The 21,858-nt window shown below is 40.6% G+C and carries 19 protein-coding genes; 16 read left to right on the forward strand and 3 right to left on the reverse strand.

The annotated features are described in order from the left end of the window. Positions 1-87 precede the first annotated feature (87 nt). Positions 88-1,890: a cytochrome c3 family protein gene (locus tag J7E81_RS18980; protein WP_215044917.1), complete on the forward strand. Its 1,803-nt coding sequence runs from the start codon at positions 88-90 to the stop codon at positions 1,888-1,890. Between the two features lie 316 nt (positions 1,891-2,206). Next, positions 2,207-4,198: a cytochrome c3 family protein gene (locus tag J7E81_RS31115; RefSeq protein ID WP_215044918.1), complete on the forward strand. Its 1,992-nt coding sequence runs from the start codon at positions 2,207-2,209 to the stop codon at positions 4,196-4,198. 94 nt (positions 4,199-4,292) lie between these two features. On the opposite strand, the gene J7E81_RS18990 is transcribed toward J7E81_RS31115, so the two are convergent. After that, positions 4,293-6,221 (reverse strand): SEC-C metal-binding domain-containing protein, encoded by a 1,929-nt coding sequence (locus tag J7E81_RS18990; protein ID WP_215044920.1) that lies wholly within the window; start codon positions 6,219-6,221, stop codon positions 4,293-4,295. A gap of 298 nt (positions 6,222-6,519) precedes the next feature. Between J7E81_RS18990 and prfB the strand changes: the two genes are divergently transcribed. From prfB to J7E81_RS19030, 8 genes are all read left to right on the forward strand, one after another. Next, positions 6,520-7,621, forward strand: a protein-coding gene (prfB, locus tag J7E81_RS18995) for a peptide chain release factor 2 (protein ID WP_215044922.1) whose coding sequence is annotated in 2 segments (ribosomal slippage) — positions 6,520-6,591 and positions 6,593-7,621 — 1,101 coding nt in all. Because the reading frame shifts where the segments join, the coding sequence is not laid out codon by codon here. Between the two features lie 201 nt (positions 7,622-7,822). Next, positions 7,823-8,689, forward strand: a complete 867-nt coding sequence (locus J7E81_RS19000; protein ID WP_215044924.1) for a YitT family protein — start codon at positions 7,823-7,825, stop codon at positions 8,687-8,689. A gap of 55 nt (positions 8,690-8,744) precedes the next feature. After that, complete coding sequence (gene cccB / locus J7E81_RS19005; RefSeq protein ID WP_215044926.1) at positions 8,745-9,098, forward strand: cytochrome c551; 354 nt, start codon at positions 8,745-8,747, stop codon at positions 9,096-9,098. Between the two features lie 252 nt (positions 9,099-9,350). Next, positions 9,351-10,037 carry a cell division ATP-binding protein FtsE gene (gene ftsE, locus J7E81_RS19010; protein ID WP_215044928.1) on the forward strand — a complete coding sequence of 229 codons (687 nt, stop codon included), beginning with the start codon at positions 9,351-9,353 and terminating at the stop codon, positions 10,035-10,037. Beyond that, on the forward strand, positions 10,027-10,920 hold the full coding sequence (gene ftsX / locus J7E81_RS19015) for a permease-like cell division protein FtsX (protein ID WP_215044930.1): 894 nt from the start codon (positions 10,027-10,029) through the stop codon (positions 10,918-10,920). The genes ftsE and ftsX overlap by 11 nt, the downstream gene beginning before the upstream one ends. Positions 10,921-11,023: 103 nt before the next feature. Further along, a complete protein-coding gene (locus J7E81_RS19020) occupies positions 11,024-12,367 on the forward strand; it encodes a murein hydrolase activator EnvC family protein (protein ID WP_215044932.1) in 1,344 nt (447 codons plus the stop codon). A 180-nt stretch (positions 12,368-12,547) separates the two neighbouring features. Further along, positions 12,548-14,002 (forward strand): S41 family peptidase, encoded by a 1,455-nt coding sequence (locus J7E81_RS19025; RefSeq protein ID WP_215044934.1) that lies wholly within the window; start codon positions 12,548-12,550, stop codon positions 14,000-14,002. A 329-nt stretch (positions 14,003-14,331) separates the two neighbouring features. After that, positions 14,332-15,525 (forward strand): PDZ domain-containing protein, encoded by a 1,194-nt coding sequence (locus J7E81_RS19030; RefSeq protein WP_215044936.1) that lies wholly within the window; start codon positions 14,332-14,334, stop codon positions 15,523-15,525. A gap of 95 nt (positions 15,526-15,620) precedes the next feature. Here the strand turns inward: J7E81_RS19030 and J7E81_RS19035 are convergent, their stop codons facing one another. Both J7E81_RS19035 and J7E81_RS19040 read right to left on the reverse strand, forming a co-directional pair. Continuing rightward, positions 15,621-15,767, reverse strand: a complete 147-nt coding sequence (locus J7E81_RS19035) for a GapR family DNA-binding domain-containing protein (RefSeq protein ID WP_215044938.1) — start codon at positions 15,765-15,767, stop codon at positions 15,621-15,623. 43 nt (positions 15,768-15,810) lie between these two features. Beyond that, entirely contained in the window at positions 15,811-16,131 is a 321-nt protein-coding gene (locus tag J7E81_RS19040; protein ID WP_215044940.1) for a cupin domain-containing protein, read from the reverse strand. 327 nt (positions 16,132-16,458) lie between these two features. On the opposite strand from J7E81_RS19040, the gene J7E81_RS19045 reads away from it, so the two are divergent. The 6 genes from J7E81_RS19045 to J7E81_RS19070 all read left to right on the forward strand — a co-directional run bounded on the left by J7E81_RS19045 (position 16,459) and on the right by J7E81_RS19070 (position 21,847). Then, positions 16,459-17,052: an NADPH-dependent FMN reductase gene (locus J7E81_RS19045; protein ID WP_215044942.1), complete on the forward strand. Its 594-nt coding sequence runs from the start codon at positions 16,459-16,461 to the stop codon at positions 17,050-17,052. A gap of 281 nt (positions 17,053-17,333) precedes the next feature. Further along, positions 17,334-17,906 (forward strand): putative ABC transporter permease, encoded by a 573-nt coding sequence (locus J7E81_RS19050; RefSeq protein WP_215044944.1) that lies wholly within the window; start codon positions 17,334-17,336, stop codon positions 17,904-17,906. Positions 17,907-18,098: 192 nt separating this feature from the next. After that, entirely contained in the window at positions 18,099-18,872 is a 774-nt protein-coding gene (locus J7E81_RS19055) for a cytochrome c oxidase assembly protein (RefSeq protein WP_215044946.1), read from the forward strand. 198 nt (positions 18,873-19,070) lie between these two features. Next, entirely contained in the window at positions 19,071-19,775 is a 705-nt protein-coding gene (locus J7E81_RS19060) for a response regulator transcription factor (protein ID WP_215044948.1), read from the forward strand. Between the two features lie 4 nt (positions 19,776-19,779). Next, entirely contained in the window at positions 19,780-21,141 is a 1,362-nt protein-coding gene (locus J7E81_RS19065; protein WP_215044950.1) for a sensor histidine kinase, read from the forward strand. Between the two features lie 13 nt (positions 21,142-21,154). Then, positions 21,155-21,847, forward strand: a complete 693-nt coding sequence (locus tag J7E81_RS19070) for a polysaccharide deacetylase family protein (RefSeq protein ID WP_215044952.1) — start codon at positions 21,155-21,157, stop codon at positions 21,845-21,847. Positions 21,848-21,858: the final 11 nt, after the last annotated feature.

The following is a 21,858-nucleotide window of genomic DNA, read 5'->3' on the forward strand; positions in this document are numbered from 1 at the left end:
AGTAGGGTAATGAGGTAATTTCATAGTTTACATTAAAGAGAGAGAAAAAAAAGAAAAAAAGAGAGTTTCAATGGGAGGTTTTTTGGAATGAGTAAGATTAAATTAAGCTTTTCATTCCTGCTAACATTAATGTTAGTAGCAATGTTTAGCATTGTGGCTTCTGCTGCTGGTAACACTCCAAGTTACAATCCTGGAGTAGGCGACAAGAGCGGTACAGGCGTAGTAGATGGTAAGGCTACAACTGATAGTGATCATGATAATAGTTTCGACACTGTTACTAAAAGCAATGCCAACAAAACGGGTTCTGGTGTTGGCGGTCAAACTGAAAACTTTAGTAACGTTATCAAATCAGATGACATGGTTAAGGGACAAGACGGTTCTCACGGAACACAACGTACACACGGCGAATACATGAACAACACTAACTCTTGTGCCAGCTGTCACCAAACACACACTGGCGCAGGTGCAAGTTTATTGTTCAAAGACGGTGAATATGCAACTTGTACTGCATGTCATGACGGTACTTTAGGATTCTATAACGTTATGGGAACTGGTTCAAACTCTGCGGGTACTTTCGGCGGAACTCATGATGGAAACATGTCTGCTCACTTAGCTGACGGAACTGTAAAATTAAGCGCAGCTCCTGGCGGTAACATGAATGAAGTAACTGGTCGCGGCGGTGAGTGGACCGAAGAGTTCACTTGCGCAAACTGTCACGCACCACACGGTTCTTACTCCAGCCGATTATTACATGAGGATCCAAACGGCATGGGTAATACTCTTATCAAAGATGGTGGTAAGAAATTAGAAGGAACTCCAGTTCTTGACAAAACTACTTTGCCTGACATGAAAGTTAAGTATGCTGCAGCTGATATCGTAATCAAAGACGCATTAGACAAAGTATCATCTACTGCAAACTATATTGTTTACCGTTTCAATATTGGTGATGCTACTGATACTAACGCACCTACAAACGCTGACTATGCTGCAAAAGGTCTTCAAACTGGTGACGTTGTCCTTCAGTTGATGAAATGGAATGGAACACAATATGTAATCGATACAGATCCATGGTTACATGAGTATGATTTCGACTCTAGTCATACAAAACACTATTGGACCGCTTTCTATGATGGTTCAACATACGCTGCCAATTATGCAGATCCTGCATATGCTGGAAAGTTAAAAGATATAGTTCACACTGACAGCTTAAAAGCTGGTGAAAAACTAGGCGCGGGCTTCATTGGTGTTAGAAATGACACAACTACTTATCCTGGAGCTGATACATTAACAACTAATGTTGGTAAAGTAATAAAAGGTAATATCGCTCGCGGTTATGTAGTTAAGCTTGACGTTTCTGCTCCAGATGCAAATAATGTAACAACAACAAATGTATCTTCACTTTGGGGCTCATCTGCTGGAGGTAAAGGTGTAGCAATGTCTACTTGGTGTGCATCCTGCCACACTGACTACCTTGCTTCATCCGGTAAAGAAACTGGTACATTTGACCATGCATACCGACATACTACAAACTCTGACACTTACACTTGCGTACGCTGTCACTATGCACACGGTACTGATGTAACAATTATGCGTGATGCTCGTGGTTTAACTTACAATAACATCTTAAGTGATACAACTAACTACTTCCCAGGTGTAACTGGTGACGCTCGTACAGCAATGGTTAAAGATTACCTGCTAGACAAGAACCCATCTTCTGCTTTGAAGCGTTACACTAACATGGCTGTGTGTTGGGGATGTCACACTTCTTCCCACTCTGGTGGAACAAGAAATGGAGATACTTATCAGTACAGTACAACTCCTGGTGTAGATACAGATCGTAACGGAATTGATAATACTCAAACACCTAATACGCCAAATGCTGGCTATTAAAAAAGCTACCAAATAGCCCTACTATTTGATAGCCCTGAATGGAATATTTAAGTTATTAAAATGACAGTTCACCTCGGTGGGCTGTTATTTATTTTAATTAAACCATTTGTTCACAAAATTGTCACGTTAATAGGTTCACAATGTTGTCAATTTATCTTCACAGTTCTGTTACCCAATTAACTTTCTAATAAAAGTATAATAATAATGTAGATTACAAGAAAACGGTGTTCGAATATTTATTACCTTGTAAACTTTTTATACATCATATAAATTAAATTTCAGCTTTTATGTCAAAGCAAAAAAGGAATGGCCATCCGTGACCTCGAATAATCCAAGAAATAAAATGCTAAGCTTTTTTATTGTACTTATATTTTTTCTTCTATCAACCACCATACCCTCCATTGCATCTGCAGAAGAACAGATTCCTATCGGGGATTCTCCGCAGGTTGATACAGTAAATATTCCTCACGCTACGGTTGATCAAACAACTCCTGTTACGGAACCAGCGTTGGTTGTAACAACAACTGAAGCCAGCGATACAATTACGCCTTCAATATTCGTAAATAGCATAACACTAAAAAGTGACGGAATAACTGTTGCTGGAACAGTTTCAGACAATCAGCCAACCACTGAACCATTAACTATGAATATTATTTATCCTGACGGTCATAAAGAATCATTAGTTCCTAATTCTGGGGCCTGGTCATTCAAAACAAGTGTCACAGCAAAACTTAATCGATATAAAATAGAAGCAATCGATGCGGCTAACAATGCAACGGTGATTTTTGTACAACGTCCTTATATTAAATCTATAACTATGAATGTCTTTAAATATAAGCAGAAGGATTATGAAGGCACTGAGCCCTATAAAGTAGAAGATGTAACTGCAAATGTTAATATTCTAGATAAAGATAACATCACCCGAGTCTCTTTAAATCAAACCATTATAATAGAATTAAGCGACACATTGACAAATCCGATTGATAACAGCCATAATCCTTTTATCATTTATGATAAAAACAAACAAGAAGTTCCATTCGACATTGACTTTACACCTGCTTCTAATAAAATAACAATTACCAATCAAACTGCGCTGAATCCTGGTGAAACTTATTACTTAAGGTTTAACCCGAGTCTAATCAGTCTTAATTATAATGATGGTACAAGAAAACTAGTTGATGATTTGACTAACCCGTTTTATTCCCTTACCAAACAATTTACAACGGTTAGTAATGCAGCAAAAAACTTCGCCGTTAACGGATATACTGTTCAGGAAATGAATAACCTACAACAGCTGCCGCATGGGGAATACAACTATAATATCAATAACTGTGCAATTTGCCATAATACTCACGAAGGTGCAAATAGTAGTTTGGAAGATAAAGATATGGCACAGGGATACTGTATGACCTGCCATGATGGAACAACTGGTCCAAAAATAGTAAACTTTGACTCATCAGTTAAATCGAAACATGAGACACAAAAAATCATCGAACACGATACGAAGTCTGGATCCTGCACAGTCTGTCATAATCCACATCTAACTTGGAGTGAAGACAACCCTAATTTACTTATTGATCACTATGTATATAACCATAAAGCAGAAGATACTTGGGAAGGGAATGCAGTTGGGGAAATTGACAGCAATGTTCAAATGTGTGAAGCCTGTCATGGCAGATTTACCTATTCCTATAAGTCCTTAGCAGAGAAAAGTGGTGGTTATAACGTCCTCCATTATCGACAAGAGACTACGGCGATTGGGAATATATCAGAAACTGACGAAGTGAAAAATGGGGTTACAAATAAAGTTTTACATGTGGATGATTACAACTTGTGTTTTACTTGTCACAATAGTGAAAAGGAAACTAAAGATGGGACAAAGGATATCCTAACCTATTATACTAATAATGATTCCAAACATATCATGTCAGCGTTGGATGGAAGTAAACTTAATGGTCAGCTTCCTTGTTCAGAATGCCATGATACACATGCATCGCAAAATATTTTTTTATTAAAAGATAAACTAGGCCATGAAAATCAGCAAACATTTAATTTAACCAAAATAGATGATTGGTCAACTCAAAAGAAACGTGATTATTGTTTAACTTGTCATAATGGTGAAACAGTCCTTTTCGGAGTAACAGGAAAAGCCATATATGATGAAACGGGTCAATCACTTATTACAACGAACGAAACAGTAAAAACAGCACATGCAAGGGATAGTATAGACGTGGATTGCTCTACTTGTCATAGCAATAGTAAGTCATTTACCGAAGCTGTGCATGCGCCAATAATATCAACACCATAAAATCGAGGGGGCTAAGCCCCTCGGTTTTTTAATAGGCCAAAGCAAAAAAGCCTTCAGGCATTCCTAATGAAGCCGAAGACTTTTTCCATTCTCTTTATTTCCCCTTCAACCATTCCCCTAACCCATCAATCTTCTTCCACAAATGCAAATGCATATCCGCATAAACAATCGCTTCATTCTCATCCCCAAATCCGAAATAATCAGGAGGATAAGCAGGCAGTCTTTTTTTACCGGTTAAATAGGGAATCACATACTTATTTTCCTTTTTGGCACCCTTCAAAAGCATTCCGGCTTTAGCCGAAAAACCATGTTCAGATAACTCCAATAAAAGCCGGTTATAGAAGAATTGGGCAGTGGGCTCCTCATATTGTTCCAGAATCGCATGAGCCTTTGTTAAGTCTCCCATATCCATATAAGCAACAAACAAGGAGTAACGGACACCTTGGTTATCCATTGGATTTAATTCAAGCAACTCTTCATATTGCCGAGCCGCCTGGTCTATTTTTCCCAAAAGCGAAAGGGCTTCGGCATAATGAAGTTTGGCGCGCATGAAAGGTCTTGTTTCGACCAATCCCCAAAAATAACCCTTGTTTTCTTTGAAAAAGTCCTTGCCCAGGTCTTGTTCACCCGCTTGGATCCCTTTTTCATATAATAGAATCGCTTCTTCTAGGCTCTTTGTTTTTTCAGCAAGAATGACGTAGGCATCGACACAGTTCGGATTGATGTTTAATGCTTCCTCTGCAAATTTATAACGCTGCTTCCCGTCTGTTTGCAAGGCGTCATAAATCAAGTTTCGAGCCCGCTCTTCATCACGCTTGGAAATCTTTCGTACGGTGGTTTTCTTCGCAGCTCGATCCGACCCAGTTGGAAAGTTTGTCACATTAGGCCCGGCTGCAGTGTTCGACCCTTTATTCTTAGGAAACTCAATAACAGGTGCTAGTTGAGCCTTAGGGAGTACAAAAGTATCCTCCTTACCCAGATTGTCCAACCCGAAAAACTCGCCAATATCTTCCTCTAACTCGAACTCCAATTCTGACACAACCGAGGAAATACTGCGGGCAGAAACACCGTATTGCTGAGCCAGATCCTTTTGCGTCACGGTTTGGTCCAATGGAGTGAGCGTGGACACTAAGTAATGAAGGGCGGCTACATATATATTGGGATTTTGGATTCGCTTTTGTTTCTTTTTGCAGAAAGAATACCAAAGAATCAGACCCATATCTAAGACGGGAGGGGGCAGCTGCATTTCAAGCTGCTTTTTAAAAAGATCAGCTACTTCCTTGTAAATAGGAGCAGGCCAATCAATCTCGTCTATGTCCATTAAACCACCTGCCATCGGGAGCTCACTTACAACGTCTACAAAGAAGTCGGTCAAATATTCCTGTGGTGAATCATAATCGGCATCAAGACTGCTGTCCTCAATATAGGAAATAGCAAGGTCTGGGTTGAGGTCTGGCAGTTCTAATGGACCCGGGAAGAAGACATATTGTTGTTCAAATGGAAGCAAGATTCCAACCATAAATGATCCTTCATCCACTTGAAGGGGCTCGGTTAGATTAATCGCTTCAAGATGTTCCGAAGTAAAACCATCTTTAATTGTCAGCTTGTTTTCATCTATAGCGATTACAGTGCCGGCAATGGTTCTGGCATTTGTCCAGGTTTGTAAAATATGCTTTAATTTAGGCCGCTTTATTTTTCCCGCTTCGACCTGAATGAATTTTTTCATGATTGTTTCACCATCATCCAACCCTTCAAACAGGGAGAACCAAATGGAGTGAATCATTTCATAGAATTCCTGCTCCTCGTTATCCATGATTTCGAGATTTGCTTCTACTACTTCAAAGTCTTCCGCCATTTCATGACCAAAGTGATAGTAAGCGAAATGGAGGAATTGTTTCTGTAGTTCATCTATTTCCTGTTCAAGGACCTCGGTGATGGAAATGGCATCAGTTGCTCCGCAGCACTTTTTATACTTTTTTCCACTTCCGCAAGGACAAGGTTCATTACGGTTTATTTTCTCCATTCCTTTGCTCCTTTTCTTTAGCTTCGCTCGTTCTGTTCCAACTGCTTATGTATAAATTTGGATGATAACCCTCGTTTACTCTTATCTAATAGTACCATCTTTGACACTTCGAAATATATAAATACTAAGGATATTTAATGGATTTTTCCCGATTTATCTTAGCGGATGTATGGGGATGATTTTAAAAAAATACGATCTAAATCGTCTAATTTTGAATTTAATCCGGTTCTCACGCTATAATGGATAGGGACTAACTAATTCAAAAAGCAATGATTAATTTTTTTTAGAGGTGAAGAAAATGGAATTAGCAGAAATTCGGAATGAACTTGAAAAAACAGCTAAGACATTAGCGGACTTTAGGGGGTCTCTTTGACCTTGAAAATAAAGAAGCCAGAATCGCAGAGCTAGATGATGAAATGCTTCATCCTGACTTTTGGAATGACCAAGAGAAGGCGCAGGCCGTGATCAGCGAAGCGAATGGTTTAAAAGATCAAGTGAATGAGTTCATGGAGTTAAATGACTCCTATGAGAATCTCGAGCTGACATATGAACTTGTAAAAGAAGAAAATGATGAAGAATTAAGGGCTGAACTTGAAGAAGAGTTGGAACAACTAACCTCTCGTTTAAGCCAATTTGAGCTCCAGCTTCTTTTGAGTGAGGAATATGATAAAAATAATGCCATCCTCGAGCTCCACCCAGGTGCGGGCGGGACAGAATCACAGGATTGGGGTTCGATGCTGCTTCGGATGTATACTCGCTGGGCGGAGAAGAAGGGTTTTAAGGTGGAAACGCTCGACTATCTTCCTGGTGATGAGGCGGGCATAAAGAGTGTGACCTTGTCGATTAAAGGACATAATGCCTATGGTTACCTAAAAGCAGAAAAAGGGGTTCACCGCCTTGTGCGAATTTCGCCGTTTGATGCATCAGGCCGCCGTCATACTTCATTCGTATCCTGTGAAGTCATGCCTGAGTTTAATGAAGAAATTCAGGTCGAAATACGCACTGAGGATTTAAAAATTGATACGTACCGTGCTACTGGTGCAGGTGGACAGCATATCAATACAACCGATTCGGCAGTAAGGATTACCCACTTGCCAACGGGAGTGGTCGTGACCTGCCAATCGGAACGTTCACAAATTAAAAACCGTGAGTCAGCGATGAAAATGTTAAAAGCGAAGCTATATCAGCGGGAAATTGAGCGCCAGGAACAAGAGCTTTTGGAAATCCGTGGTGAACAAAAGGAAATTGGCTGGGGAAGTCAAATTCGTTCCTATGTCTTCCATCCTTATTCCATGGTAAAAGACCACCGGACGAGTACGGAAAGTGGAAATGTGCAGGCTGTTATGGACGGAGACTTAGATCAGTTTATTAATGCCTATCTGCGTTCAAGAATTTCATAATCATCAAGCCTTTGCCGAGATGTTTCGGCAAAGGCTTTTCTTTTTCATGAAACAATGAAGAAAGGTACATTCTAATGGAGAATGGAGAAACATCTTGTAACACTTTATCACGTTAACTCAATGCCATTTACACCCCTATTTATCAAATGCTATACTCACTTTCGGTTCATTTATCTGGAAAGAAAATAGAGGAGAATTTGTATGAATGTTTTAAGCAATTTAACACATAAGTATCCGAAATGGAGTATAACAGTTGATTACATTTACGTGTTAGTGGGAGCGGCAATTATTGCGTTAACTTTTAATGTGTTTTTACTGCCTAACCAAGTAGCTTCAGGAGGAGTCAGTGGGATTAGTACGATTTTTAAAGCTGTTTTTGGATGGGAACCGGCCTTTGTTCAATGGGCTTTTAATATCCCGTTATTTATTGCCGGTGTTATTTTTTTAGGAAAGCAATTCGGTGTCAAAACACTTGTTGGCACGATTTTTCTGCCGTTTGTCGTTTTTCTGACGAAACACTTAGAACCATGGACCCATGATGCCCTGCTAGCGGCGTTATTCGGGGGGATTGGCGTAGGCCTGGGGCTTGGGATTGTCTTCCGTGGAAATGCCTCGACAGGCGGTACTGACTTGGCGGCTCAAATCATCAATAAATATACTGGCTTTACCCTCGGGAGATGTGTGGTCATCATTGATGGATTAATTGTACTAACCGCTGCGGTTGTTTTTGATATTGAAAAAGGCTTGTATGCGTTAATAGCCCTCTATGTGACAAGCAAAACGATTGACCTTGTCCAGGTTGGCTTTGGACGTTCGAAAATGGCCATGATTATTACGAATAACCAAGAAGAAGTTAGAGAAGGAATCTTGAATAAAATTGACCGTGGCGTGACAAAACTATCAGCATATGGTGGTTTTACAGACCATGAACGGCCAGTGCTTATGTGCGTGGTAGATCAAACGGAGTTCACAAAATTGAAACATTTAGTTCAATCTATTGATCCATCTGCATTTGTCATTGTAATGGATGCGGCTGAAGTACTTGGTGAAGGTTTCAAACGCGCATAAGATTGGTATAATAGTACATTGATGGAAACTTTTTCTCATAAAAGGAGGTAATGTGATGAAGCAAAAACTGTTAGCCCTATTACTGGGAACCTCTCTTGTAATGGGACTTGCTGCCTGTGGCGGAGGCAATGATAACAAAAAGGATACGTCTAAAGATAATGGCGGCGGCACAACGGAAACCTCAAATGCCAGTGACGCCCAAAAAATCTATGACCAAAAGTGCTCGAGCTGTCACGGCGGTGATATGAAGGGTGCAATGGGTCCGAACTTAACTAAGGTTGGTTCAAAGTATTCCAAAGCTGAAATTCTCGACATTCTTAAAAACGGTAAAGCAGGCGGAATGCCTGCAAAAGTGGTTACGGGCGACGATGCCAATACCATGGCAACATGGCTTGCAGGAAAGAAATAAGAATTGAGGAAAACGTTCTGTTGTTTGTAAACAGGGCGTTTTTTATTTGTATAATTGATTTAGAATAGTAAGAAATTTGTCAAGATAGGCGTCTCTTGAAAAGAAACTGTAATATTTTTACCGTTTTATTAGCAGATTATGATGTTATAATAAAAACATGCAAGATTATGCACGTATTATTTGTTTTTTTGGCCCAATCTGTAAAAATACGAAGATTAATGTCGAATAATCTTCGATAATAGGTGATAATGAATGATAGAACTACTAGATGTATATAAGAAGTATCCGAATGGTGTAACAGCTATTAATGGTATAGATGTCCGAATTAATCAGGGCGAATTTGTTTATGTCGTTGGACCAAGTGGTGCCGGTAAATCAACCTTCATTAAAATGATGTACCGTGAAGAAGTACCGTCAACTGGTACGATTACGATGAATGGCGTCAACCTTGCCAAATTAAAAATGAAAAAGGTACCGATATTTAGAAGGAATTTAGGCGTCGTGTTCCAAGACTTTAAACTCCTCCCGTCCTTAACGGTTTATGAAAATGTGGCCTTTGCCCTTGAGGTTATTGAGGCACAGCCAAAATTTATCCGCAAACGGGTAATGGAAGTACTCGATCTTGTCGGCTTAAAGCATAAAATTAAAATGCTGCCAACAGAGCTATCCGGCGGGGAACAACAGCGTGTATCGATTGCCCGTTCCATCGTCAACTCGCCAAAGGTTGTGATTGCCGATGAGCCAACGGGTAACCTGGATCCAGATACATCATGGGAAATTATGAAAATTTTTGAAGAAATCAACAACAGAGGAACCACTGTTGTAATGGCAACGCATAACAGAGAGATCGTCAATACATTAAAACATCGCGTCATTGCTATTGAAGGCGGTAAGATTGTTCGTGATGAGCAAAGAGGTGAATACGGTTATGAAAATTAGAACAGTTGGCCGTCACGCCCGAGAAAGTTTAAAAAGTATTAAAAGAAACGGCTGGATGACTTTTGCGTCCGTTGGTGCCGTTACGGTTACCTTAATCTTAGTGGGTGTCTTTTTCGCCATTATGATGAATCTTAACAGGGTAGCGCAAACAATTGAACAAGACGTAGAAATTCGTGTGCACATAGACGTTGCCGCTTCTAAACAAGATCAGCAAACGTTGAAAAACGAGATTGATAGTATACCAGAAGTAAAAAGTATTCAATTCTCACCAAAAACGCAGGAACTAGATAACCTCGTCAAGAGTCTTGGTGAGGATGGTAAAGCGTTTAAGCTTTTTGAACAGGATAATCCGCTAAATGATGTCTTTATCGTCAAAACAAAAGATCCGGCAGATACGATGAAAGTGGCAAAGTTGATTGAAAAAGACAACTTTGTCGCAAAGGTTAAATACGGTCAGGGCAAGGTTGAAAAATTATTTAAATTTATCAATGCAGCCCGAAATGTGGGGATTGTCCTCGTTATTGGATTGTTCTTTACGGCTATTTTCTTAATCTCCAATACAATTAAAATTACAATTATTGCGAGACGAAGAGAAATTAAGATTATGAGGTTAGTAGGAGCAACGAATACGTTTATTCGCTGGCCGTTCTTTTTAGAAGGTTTATGGCTCGGCATTATCGGCTCGATTTTACCAATTGTCCTGATCTCGATTGCATACTATCGTGCTTATGATTATATCGGTCCTAAGCTTGCTGGTACCTTTATCAAGATCTTGCCGTTTAACCCATTTATGTACCAAGTTTCAGGCATTTTGATTTTAATGGGTGCCCTGATTGGTGTATGGGGCAGTGTCATGTCCGTACGTAAATTCTTAAGAGTGTAATTTTTTAAGGAAGGACGACTCATTTGTCCTTCCTTCAATCATGAGTAAAGCAGGGCCAGCAACGATTTACCTGTAAATAGAGAGACGGAGGGAACAACCGGTTATGAGGAAATCAATAGTTACCCTTGCCGTGACGGCAACGGTAGGGTTTGGAACCATTTTTGGAGGAACATCTGTTAGAACAGAAGCTGCCTCTATTTCCAGCTTAAAGGGTGAGCAGAACAAAATTCAAGAACAGCGCTCCGATATCAATTCCACTATTAATCAGAAAAGCAATCAGATTACGGATCTACAGAATCAGCAGGCAGATGTAAAAGATGAAATTACTAGATTAGATAAGGCTATTGCTGACTCAACCAATAAAATTAATGAAACAACCGCTAAATTAGAAAGTACCAAAGCTGAAATTCTGGAACTTCAAGGCGAAATGGAAGTTATTAAAGACCGGATTGAGAAACGTAATATCCTCTTAAAAGACAGAGCACGCAGTTATCAGGAAACAGGCGGTGTCGTTAACTATCTGGATGTTTTAATGGGTTCCACCAGTTTTAGTGATTTTGTTGGCCGTGCCAATGCAGTTGTAACGATTATGCAGGCTGACCAGGCTATCTTAAAAGAGCACGAGGCAGATAAGCAGGCTTTGGAAACAAAACAGAAGCAAGTTCAAGCCAATCTTGCCAACATCGAAAAAATGGCCGCAGACTTACAAACCTTAAAACAACAATTAAATGTTCAAAAGGCAGATAAGGATAAATTATTAGCGAGCCTGAAGGATCAAGAAAATGAGGTCCACGAGGGCTTAATGGATTTACAAGAACAAGATGCCCTTCTTGCTGCTCAACAAACAGCCATTCAACAAGCATTTAAAATGGAGCAGGAAGCCCAAGCGAAAGCGGCTGCTGAAGCCGCAAAGGCAGCAAAAGCAGCAGCAGAAGCTGCTAAGCGTCAGGCAGCAAGCAGCCACAGCAGCAGTAGTAGTAGTAGTAATACAAGTTCTAGCAGTAGTTCTGGACTTGTTAGTTCCGGATCGACGCCTGGTGTATCCAGCGGTTATTGGACACAGCCTGCTGTCGGCTATTTAAGCTCTGGATTTGGAACACGAGGCAGTGAAAGGCACGTCGGTGTAGACATTGCCAATCGTACAGCAGTACCAATTGTTGCTGCTGCTGACGGTGTCGTCATTCGATCCTATTTATCTAGCACTTACGGAAATTGTATCTTTGTCTCCCACTCTATTAATGGACAAGTTTATACGACTGTCTATGCTCATATGACCACACGTTTGGTCGGCGGCGGCGCCGTTGTGAAAAAAGGCCAGCAAATTGGTGTGATGGGTAACACAGGTGCGTCTCATGGCCAGCACTTACACTTTGAACTTCATAAAGGTCCGTGGACACAGGATAAGCGCTTTGCGATTAATCCTGTCGGCATTGTGCCATTACCATAGCAGAAAAAGGAAGAGACCAACAGGTTTCTTCCTTTTTTACTTTTTTCCGATTCATGCGTCCCTCTCGCTTTTCTAATCATAACTCGTCCATTCCTTACATATAAGTTAATAATCGGGCAGGGGTTCGGTTGAATTTGACGAATCGAAGGACAGGCATTTTTTACTTGAGGAGGATTCAGGATGAATCGTAGATGGATGGCCCTGTTAATGACAGGTTCACTGCTGACAGGAGCAGGGGGAACTTATGCGGGAATGACTTATTTTAATAAAACAGATGCTGCAGCAAAATTGGAACAAGCAGTCAGTCCAAAAGAAAAAGCGGCAGCTACTGAGGCAAATGCTGATAATCTTGTAAAGGTCGAACAGGCTTATGAACTCATTTCAAGCCGTTATGTCGAAAAGGTAGACCATGACCAATTGGTGGAAGGGGCCATTCAGGGGATGCTTTCCGTTTTAAAGGATCCGTACTCGGTTTATATGGACAAGGATACAGCGAAGCAATTCACCCAAACTTTATCATCATCCTTTGAAGGGATAGGTGCCGAGGTCGGCATGGTAGATGGGAAAATTGTTATTGTGTCGCCTTTTAAAAATTCACCGGCTGAAAAAGCTGGCATCAAACCAAATGACCAAATTTTAAAAGTGAATGGAAAAAGTGTCGAGGGCCTCGATTTAAATAAAGCTACCCTCAAAATTCGTGGAAAAAAAGGAACCACGGTTGAACTAGAGATCGCTAGAAAAGGCTTAAAAGAACCGTTGAGCATTGATGTGAAACGTGATGAAATTCCACTTGAGACCGTTCATTCTTCGATCAAAAAACAGGATGGCAAAAAGATTGGCTATATTGAAATCACCTCGTTCTCCGAGGATACCGCTGCTGATTTTAAGAAAGACCTAAAGGCCCTTGAGAATGATCATATAAAAGGGTTGGTCCTTGATGTACGCGGTAATCCTGGCGGCTTATTAGATAGTGTCGGAGAAATCTTAAAAGAGTTCGTTCCAAAGGATAAACCATATGTACAAATTGAGCAGCGTAACGGTGAGAAACAACGCTTCTTCTCAACCCTTTCTAAGAAAAAGGATTATCCAGTCCTTGTCCTTGTTAACAAAGGCAGTGCGTCTGCATCTGAAATCCTGGCAGGTTCTCTTCAGGAGGCGGACGGATATAAGCTTGTTGGGGAAACCACGTTTGGCAAAGGGACTGTCCAGCAGGCCATTCCAATGGGGGATGGCAGCAATATTAAGCTGACATTGGCTAAGTGGCTGACCCCGGATGGAAACTGGATTCACAAGAAAGGGATCAAACCGGATGTTGCCATTAAGCAGCCGGCCATCTTTAATACCCATCCAATTCAAGTCAGTAAGCCAATAGTGGAAGATATGAACAATGAACAAGTCAAGAATGCTCAAGAAATATTAGACGGATTGGGATTTGAACCGGGCCGGAAGGATGGTTATTTTAGTGAGGAAACCAAGGTAGCAGTAAAGGTCTTCCAACAGGAATATAATCTGCCGTCTACTGGAAAGATTGATGAAAGGACAGCGGCTAAGCTGGAAGAGGCAGCAGTAAAGGAAATGAAAAAAGAGAAAAATGATTTGCAGCTGAAAATGGCGCTAAAATTAATAACGAAATAAACTCGGCAGAGGCTTTAAGCCTCTGTTTTTTTTGTGGGAACCATCAGGGGGTTCATTTCATTTATGGGATGGCGGAAAAAGTGTCCAATTTCGTGGAATTATCAAGAATTTCCACGGAAATAGTCGCAGATTCTGCGGAAATGCTCCACAAATTGACGGAATTCCTCCAAAAATGAGCGGAATCGGCACCGTGTGAGGACAAAATGACGAATTTTCCTTACTTCTAAAAACTAGCAATTTGTTTTATGTTAGTAATTTGGTAAAATAAAGTTTAAGAGATTTTTATTTCATATTTTTAAGAAATTTTTAATAGAGGCAGGTGGCAGGAAATGGTAGAAATGTGGCTTGTGGAAGTATTAAAAGGGGCAGGCAGGTTCTTTCTTCATCCTGTTTTATACTATCTCGTTTTCCTTGCCGGGATATTAGGTGTCAAACGGGTAAAACGTGAACGGAAAAATTTTCATATACGGGCAGAAGATGCCTATTTTGAACTTCGACAGCTATTTCCAATCGGAATGGTCATTGGGCTCATTCTGTCGGTCTTCACGATAGCCGCGGGAATCGCTGTACCATTTGCCGCAATCATACTGATTGCCGGTTTCACGCTGATCTGGTCATTAACAACCAATATACGGTTGATGTCACCAGCATATACACTTGGGGCCTCCTTTTTCGCTATCATTATGATTGCGCAAAATAATTGGTCGATACCTCTGTTTTCAAAGGCGTTTTCTTCGATTGATAATAAAGTCTATCCATCATTAGTAGTTATTCTGGGATTATTGTTAGTTGCCGAGGGCATCTTAATTTTTAAAAATGCCAGCAAAGGTTCTTCCCCTAAGCTTGCAAAAAGTAAGCGCGGCCAAGTGGTTGGTGTCCATGAAGTCAAGCGGCTATGGATGGTGCCTTTGTTCCTGCTGATTCCTGGGAATGCCTTGCATCTTCCTTTTGAATGGTGGCCAGTCTTCCATTTGGGGGCAAAGGAGTATTCCTTGATTTTTGTACCGTTTGCAATTGGGTTTCATCAGCAAATTAAAGGCATGCTCCCAAAAGAGTCGATTCAGCTCCATGGGCGCCGGGTCATTGTTCTTGGGGTTGTGATTTCATTGCTTTCGCTTGCCGGTTATTGGTATCCGTTGTTTTCGATTGTTGTCGCAGCATTAGCTGTCATTGGCCGGGAACTACTAGCATTAATCGCCTATTTGAAGGATGACAGCAGAGCTTCGTATTTTTCTAAGAAGAATAACGGTGTGATGATTATTGGGATTATTCCGGAATCTCCGGCGAGTAAAATGGGCCTTCAGGTCGGGGAAATTATTTCGAAGACCAACGGGGTTATAGTCCGCGATGAACAAACCTTTTATGAAGCATTGCAAAAAAACCGCGCCCACTGTAAGCTCGAGGTTTTCGACACAAACGGCGAAATCCGCTTTGTGCAGCGCGCACTGTATGAGGGAGACCATCACGAGCTCGGCGTTCTGTTTGTGCAGGGGGACCGGAAGTTTGATGAAAAAATCTGCTAGGTTTAACGATTTGTTTATAGCTATTTATTACTAAGAGAGGTACCAAAATGGTACCTCTCTTAGTTTTTTTATCGGCTTTATCCCAAAAAAGTGTATCACTGATTTTTGAGTATTTTTATAAGTTCTTTTTGTTCTTCTTTTAACGATGCTATTTCTGTTTCTAACTTCTCTATTTTCTGTATAAACGGTGTCAATGCCTCTTGAAGCATAGAACGCAGGCGATCACTTTTTTCAGTATCCATTTTGTCCTCCTAAAGTCCACTGTTTTTTCATATCAAACTTTTCTTATTTGGAATGCTTAGTTAGCACGACATACAAACTAACAGGTTGACTACTCGTATTGATAACTGAAAGTTCCTCATCATCACTGATATGGATGACATCCTGTTCCGTTACTTCATTTTCTTTGCCGTCAATGATTATCGTGCCGTTTCCGGATACCACAAGCAGATAGACGTCCGCGCCAGGGTGCTTATGAGCGGGCAGTTTTTGTCCAGGAAGGAAATTTAAGACAAAAGCCGTACTGCTGCTTTTATTAAAAATAACCCGTTTTGTAAATTTTTCTTCATTAAATTCCTGATAGGTCTTAATCGATTGCTTATCCATGTCTCCCCCTCCTTATTTTCTCTATCCACATTATAAATGAAAATCATTATCACTTAAGTGAACTGAATCACACTCCTATTGATATTTTTGTCTGGATTTCTGTCACTATGTAAATTAAGTTTTAAGATGCCAAATAAGCTAAATAGATCAAGAGAGCATAGAAGCCGATCATGTGTATTTCAACGTATTTTTTATGACCTTTCTGATTGTATTGGAAAAAAACTGTTGACATCGAAAGAGCTTTTATTATATGATTATCTCGAATTAAAAATAAACAACTTTGAGATACTCACAACTAAGATATAACATCAAAGAGGCGGTGCAAGCATGGGCTTTTTAAATCGATTATTTGGTCAAACACCAAAGGAGGAAAATAACATGACAAAATTAAATATCGGGATTATTTTAGGAAGTACACGTCAAGGACGCGTTAGTCCACAAGTAGGAGAATGGGTTAAAGGAATTGCTGACAAACGCGGTGACGCAAACTACGAAATCGTTGATATCGCAGACTTCAACCTGCCATTCTTAGGAACTACTGATGGTACAGAACCAGGGATTGCTGCATGGAATGAAAAATTAGCGAGCCTAGATGGCTTCGTATTCGTTGTTCAAGAATACAACCACAGCATTACAGGCGCGTTGAAAAATGCTCTTGATTTTGCTCGTGAAGCTTGGAATGACAAAGCGGCTGGTATCGTAAGCTATGGATCAACAGGCGGCGCGCGCGCAGCTGAACATTTACGCGGTATCTTAGGTGAATTAAAAGTGGCAGACGTTCGTACACATCCAACTTTGTCATTATTCACAGATTTCGAAAACGGCAGTGTTTTCAAACCAGCTGAATTACACCTAACAAATGTAACAGCCATGCTTGACGAAGTAATCAAGTGGAGCGGAGCATTAAAAACAATTAGATAAGAAGTTTCTCCTATTGAAACTGCTATAAAGGTGTCTGATACCTAAATGGTGTCAGGCACCTTTTTTATCGTCTAGCTCCAGCGCCTAGCCCCTCGAGGTCATAAGCCACTCTGGGAATGAAGGCAAAGAGCGCCTTCCTTCCCTGAGCGTCTTATGCTTGTCGGGGCTGTTCAAGGCGCTTGCGCTTTTGTTACTATTTATTCAGTAATTACTGGAATAATTTCCAACTTTGCGGGTAATCATAAAATGGGAAATTCTTATCCGTGAAAGGTGGTTTAGCCATGACACATAATTGGTTAAAAGGCTTGGAACTTCAACTTGTAGAAGTTCTTACAATGGAGGGAGCCGCCGCCATGCTATTTTATTTCACGCTCTATTCATTGATTGGCTGGCTGCTGGAAAATAGTTATAACTACGTGACCAAACGAGAGTTTTTGAAGGAGAATTTTTTATTTGGTCCCTTTAAACCGATGTATGGAATTGCCCCCGTACTGTTGGTTTATTTCACTCCACCGGGTTCACATTGGGCTTACATACTGTTTTTATGTTTTCTTATCCCTACCCTGGTTGAGTATGCCAGTGGGGCATTGCTGCAGAAGCTATTCCAACGGCAATGGTGGGATTACTCCACTGCCCGATTCCAGCTGCACGGACATATCTGTCTGCCATTTTCCATCTGCTGGGGCTTTTTATCCCTCCTTTGTTTAAAATGGATTCACCCAGCCATGGCCTTAATGTATGGAGAGATTGAGCCATTGTGGGCTTGGATCTGGTCAGCCGTCGGACTCTACTTTCTTGCCGACCTCGCACTCGCAGTCCGCAAACACACCCTCCAGGAAATCGTGGGTGCCTGACACCATTTTCAATATAAACACTCCTTCTATGTGGTAATGGAAGGAGTGTTTTCTTTTTGAACTCATAGATCCTCCCGATCGTGGGTATATTTTGATCCAGAAATCATATAATTTATAGTTCTTAACAAGATTGGAAATAGCGGCTTTCTCCAAGTGTGCACCATAGGATTGATTCAGAGGGGAGGAAGAGGGATGTTAGACTTTTTTTTGTTTGAAGATCCATTCGTGTGGAATTTTCCCTTATTGGCTGGACTTATTGGTGTTTGTGCCTTCTATATCGTTCTATTACACACATATACAAAAATCAAAATTTATGACAAGCAGCCATTGCTTTTCTTCCTCTCGTTAACCTTACTCTATCTGACGATCGGCAGCCCCTTATCGAGCATCAATCATTTATCATTCAGTTTGCACATGATCCAGATGAGTTTGTTATTTTTTGTCATCCCGCCTCTGTTTTTATTAGGCATTCCAGAAGCCTCTCTTCTTATGATAAAACGACTAAACATCCCCTTCTTAGCTGCTTTAATTCCCTTTGCTGTCCTGTTTTTCTTCTATCATTTTCAAGCCATTCTAACCTATCTTTCCTTACATTCGTATATCCATAATAGCTATCTGCTCCTGCTAATGCTTTTATCCTTGCTGATTTGGCGGCCGATTGTAACGGAACAGAATAAACGATTCGCCTTCTTAAGCGGGATTGTTCTATTGCCAGCATGCAGTTTGCTCATTTTGAGCGGCCTTTTTGGGAGCGGGACAAATCCACTCCTAAGCGGAATGATGGCCAGTTTGTGCATAACTCCATCTGCCCTAAGTTCACTTAGTATCCTTCCGCCGCCTTTCAACACAAGGGCTGATTTAATCTTGGCCGGTATTTTAATGATAATCATTCATAAATTCGCGCTCCTGCTAACCGTTCGGTTGAGAAATAAAGTCATAGCGAAGGATTTAACAGGGAATGGCTGATGGCTATTCCTTATTTTTATGGGGAAAGGTTTTCAGTCAAAACACTCCAGCCCTGTACAGTCCTAAACGGGTGCTTCCACATTTCCATGAAAAATAGATTAAAATTTAATGAAATCAAGTAAAATAAAGAAAAATAGTGCTAAATTGTAGATGAAGTAGTAGATAGAGTTTCTACCTTGATCAAAAGGGGGGCTGATGATGCAGGAAAAGTTGCGAATTTTGGTTGTCGAGGATGAACGGCATATCGCCAAAATCTTAAAAATAGAACTCGAATACGAAGGCTATGAGGTAGTAGTTGCTTATGACGGGAAAGCCGGCTTGCAGTCTGCACTCGCCGAAAAACTAGATTTAATCCTATTAGATGTCATGCTTCCTGAGATGAACGGAATTGAAGTGTTAAGAAGGATTCGAAAAGAAAACAACCTCATCCCGATTATTTTGTTAACGGCGAGAAACCTGACAATGGACAAGGTGACAGGTCTTGACCAAGGGGCCAATGATTATATCACCAAACCGTTTGAAATGGAGGAATTATTAGCGCGCGTCCGTTCTTGTCTGCGGCAAAATGCTCTAGCAGTCAAGGCTATGCAGCCAGAGGAATCGATCTTATCGTTTCAAGATTTAACGGTAAATCCTGAAACACGGGAAGTTACCAGGGGAAATACCTCCATTTCCTTAACTCCGAAGGAATTTGATTTGCTGGTTTATTTGTTAATGAATAAAAATAAAATTGTCACCAGAGAAAATATCCTCTTTCATGTCTGGGGTTATGAATATGAAGGAGAAACAAATGTCATTGATGTGTTTATCCGACATTTAAGAAAGAAAATCGAAGAAGGGTTCACCGACCCAACCATTATTCAAACAGTGAGGGGAATTGGCTATACCATAAAGGAGAATTAAGCAAATGAAGATAACAACCAAAATAAACATCATGACAACTGCTTGGATTCTCTGTGTTTTAGTGGCTGTAAATGCGGTTGTCTTTTTTTCATTTATGAAAATCACCATCAACATGGAAGATCAGGAGCTCTACCAAAGGGCTAATAGTCTGATTAAAGATATGAAACTGAACCCTTCCTCTGTCCTTATAAAAGAACAATTAACACCGTATTTAACAGGCCATTCTTTTATTAGAATGGTTCCACCCGGTTCAAAAGTGACCAATGAAGTAACCAATGATAAGCCTATGGCAGCTAAAATTAAGCCGAAATTCGTTAGAAAAAAAGAAGCAGAAAGAAAAACCGTTATGCAGAAGAATGGTGAAGAGCAGATTCTGATTGTGCGGATTCCCATCCATTCAAATGACGGCATGACTACGACACTGGAGATGGGAGAAAAATTATCCGGTCTCGAACTGGCAAAGGATGTATTACTTTCGATTCAAATCTCAAGTACCATTTTAGGAGCCTTATTGGCTTTACTTGGCGGCAGGTGGTTATCCAATCTGATCATAAGGCCGATTTCTAATATGATTAACACGATGGAAGAGATCGAGCAAAGCGGGATTCCTAAAAAGATTGTAATACAGCACGAAACAAAGGATGAACTGCAAAAAATGGCGGTTACCTTCAATCAGATGATTGGCCGGTTAGAAGAAAATCTCGATAAACAACGACAATTTATTTCCGATGCTTCCCATGAATTAAAAACGCCCCTTACGGTTATTAAGAGTTTCGCTGACCATTTATTAAGGCGGGGAATTCGAAATGAGGCCGATGCATTGGATGCCATAGAAACGATTCATTCTGAAGCGACCAGGATTCAAAAAATGACCGAAAGATTTCTTGATTTAGCCGATACCGAATCAGGGAATCATTTGGAAACCAAGTCACTTGATTTGGTCGCATTATGTCAAAACACCATCAAACAACTTAAAAGTGCTTATAAACGGGACATTGATTTGCACTTCGCTGCTCCGGCCATAATGGTTAAAGCGGATGAACTAAAGCTTAAACAAGCCATCATTATTTTAATCGATAATGCCATTAAATATAGTACAGACAAAATCGAAGTCTACCTAATGGTAAACGAACTTAATACGGTTATTAAGGTAAAAGATTACGGAATTGGGATTCCGGAATATGAAATTAAAAATATCTTTGAACGTTTTTACCGAGTGGACAAGGCGAGAAGCCGTGAAACCGGGGGAACTGGCCTGGGACTGGCCATTGCGAAGAATATCATGAAACAGCATCGCGGAGAAATTAAAATAAGCAGTACGGAAGGTAAAGGGACAGAGGCCGAATTATTTTTACCGAAAAGCTGAGAAAGGACCAGCCATGAAACTTTTATTGTTAGGCATTGTAATCATCATCGTGTTCTTACTGGTTTATGCAATCGTCCCAACGATCCTGATTCGCATGAATAGTTGGGGCATTTTAAAAAGGACGCAATCAGATGCGATTGCGATTACCTTTGATGATGGCCCTAATCCATTCTATACTCCACAGTTGTTAGATCTATTAAAGAAGTATAAGGTGAAAGCAACATTTTTTGTGGTGGGCAGTAAGGTAAAACAGAATCCGGAGATTATTAAACGGATGAGCGAGGAAGGACATACGATTGGAATTCATCATTTTCAGCATGTCTCAAGCTGGATCTGTACAGCGTCTCGTTTAAAAAAGCAGCTAGAATTAACGGATCAAGCGATAGCGGAATGTACAAAGGAAAAGGTAGTTTTTTATCGGCCGCCCTGGGGCCATTTCAATCTTTTTAGCTTGTTGGTAAGCAAACCGTATAAAACAATAATGTGGTCGCATATTTTTGGAGATTGGAAGGTTGAGAAGGGCAAAAATGGTCTGCTGGAGGAACTTCGGGAAGCTGCAGAGCCAGGTTCAATCCTCCTGCTTCATGACTGCGGGGAAACACTGGGTGCGGACCCGGAAGCACCGGGTTACATGATTAAGAATCTAGAAATCTATTTAAGGGAAGCCATCGATCATGGAACAAAATTTATACCCTTAAAGGAATAATAAGAGGCTGT

Origin of the sequence: Bacillus sp. ISL-18 (genome assembly GCF_018613415.1) — a bacterium.
Classification (GTDB): domain Bacteria; phylum Bacillota; class Bacilli; order Bacillales; family Cytobacillaceae; genus Neobacillus.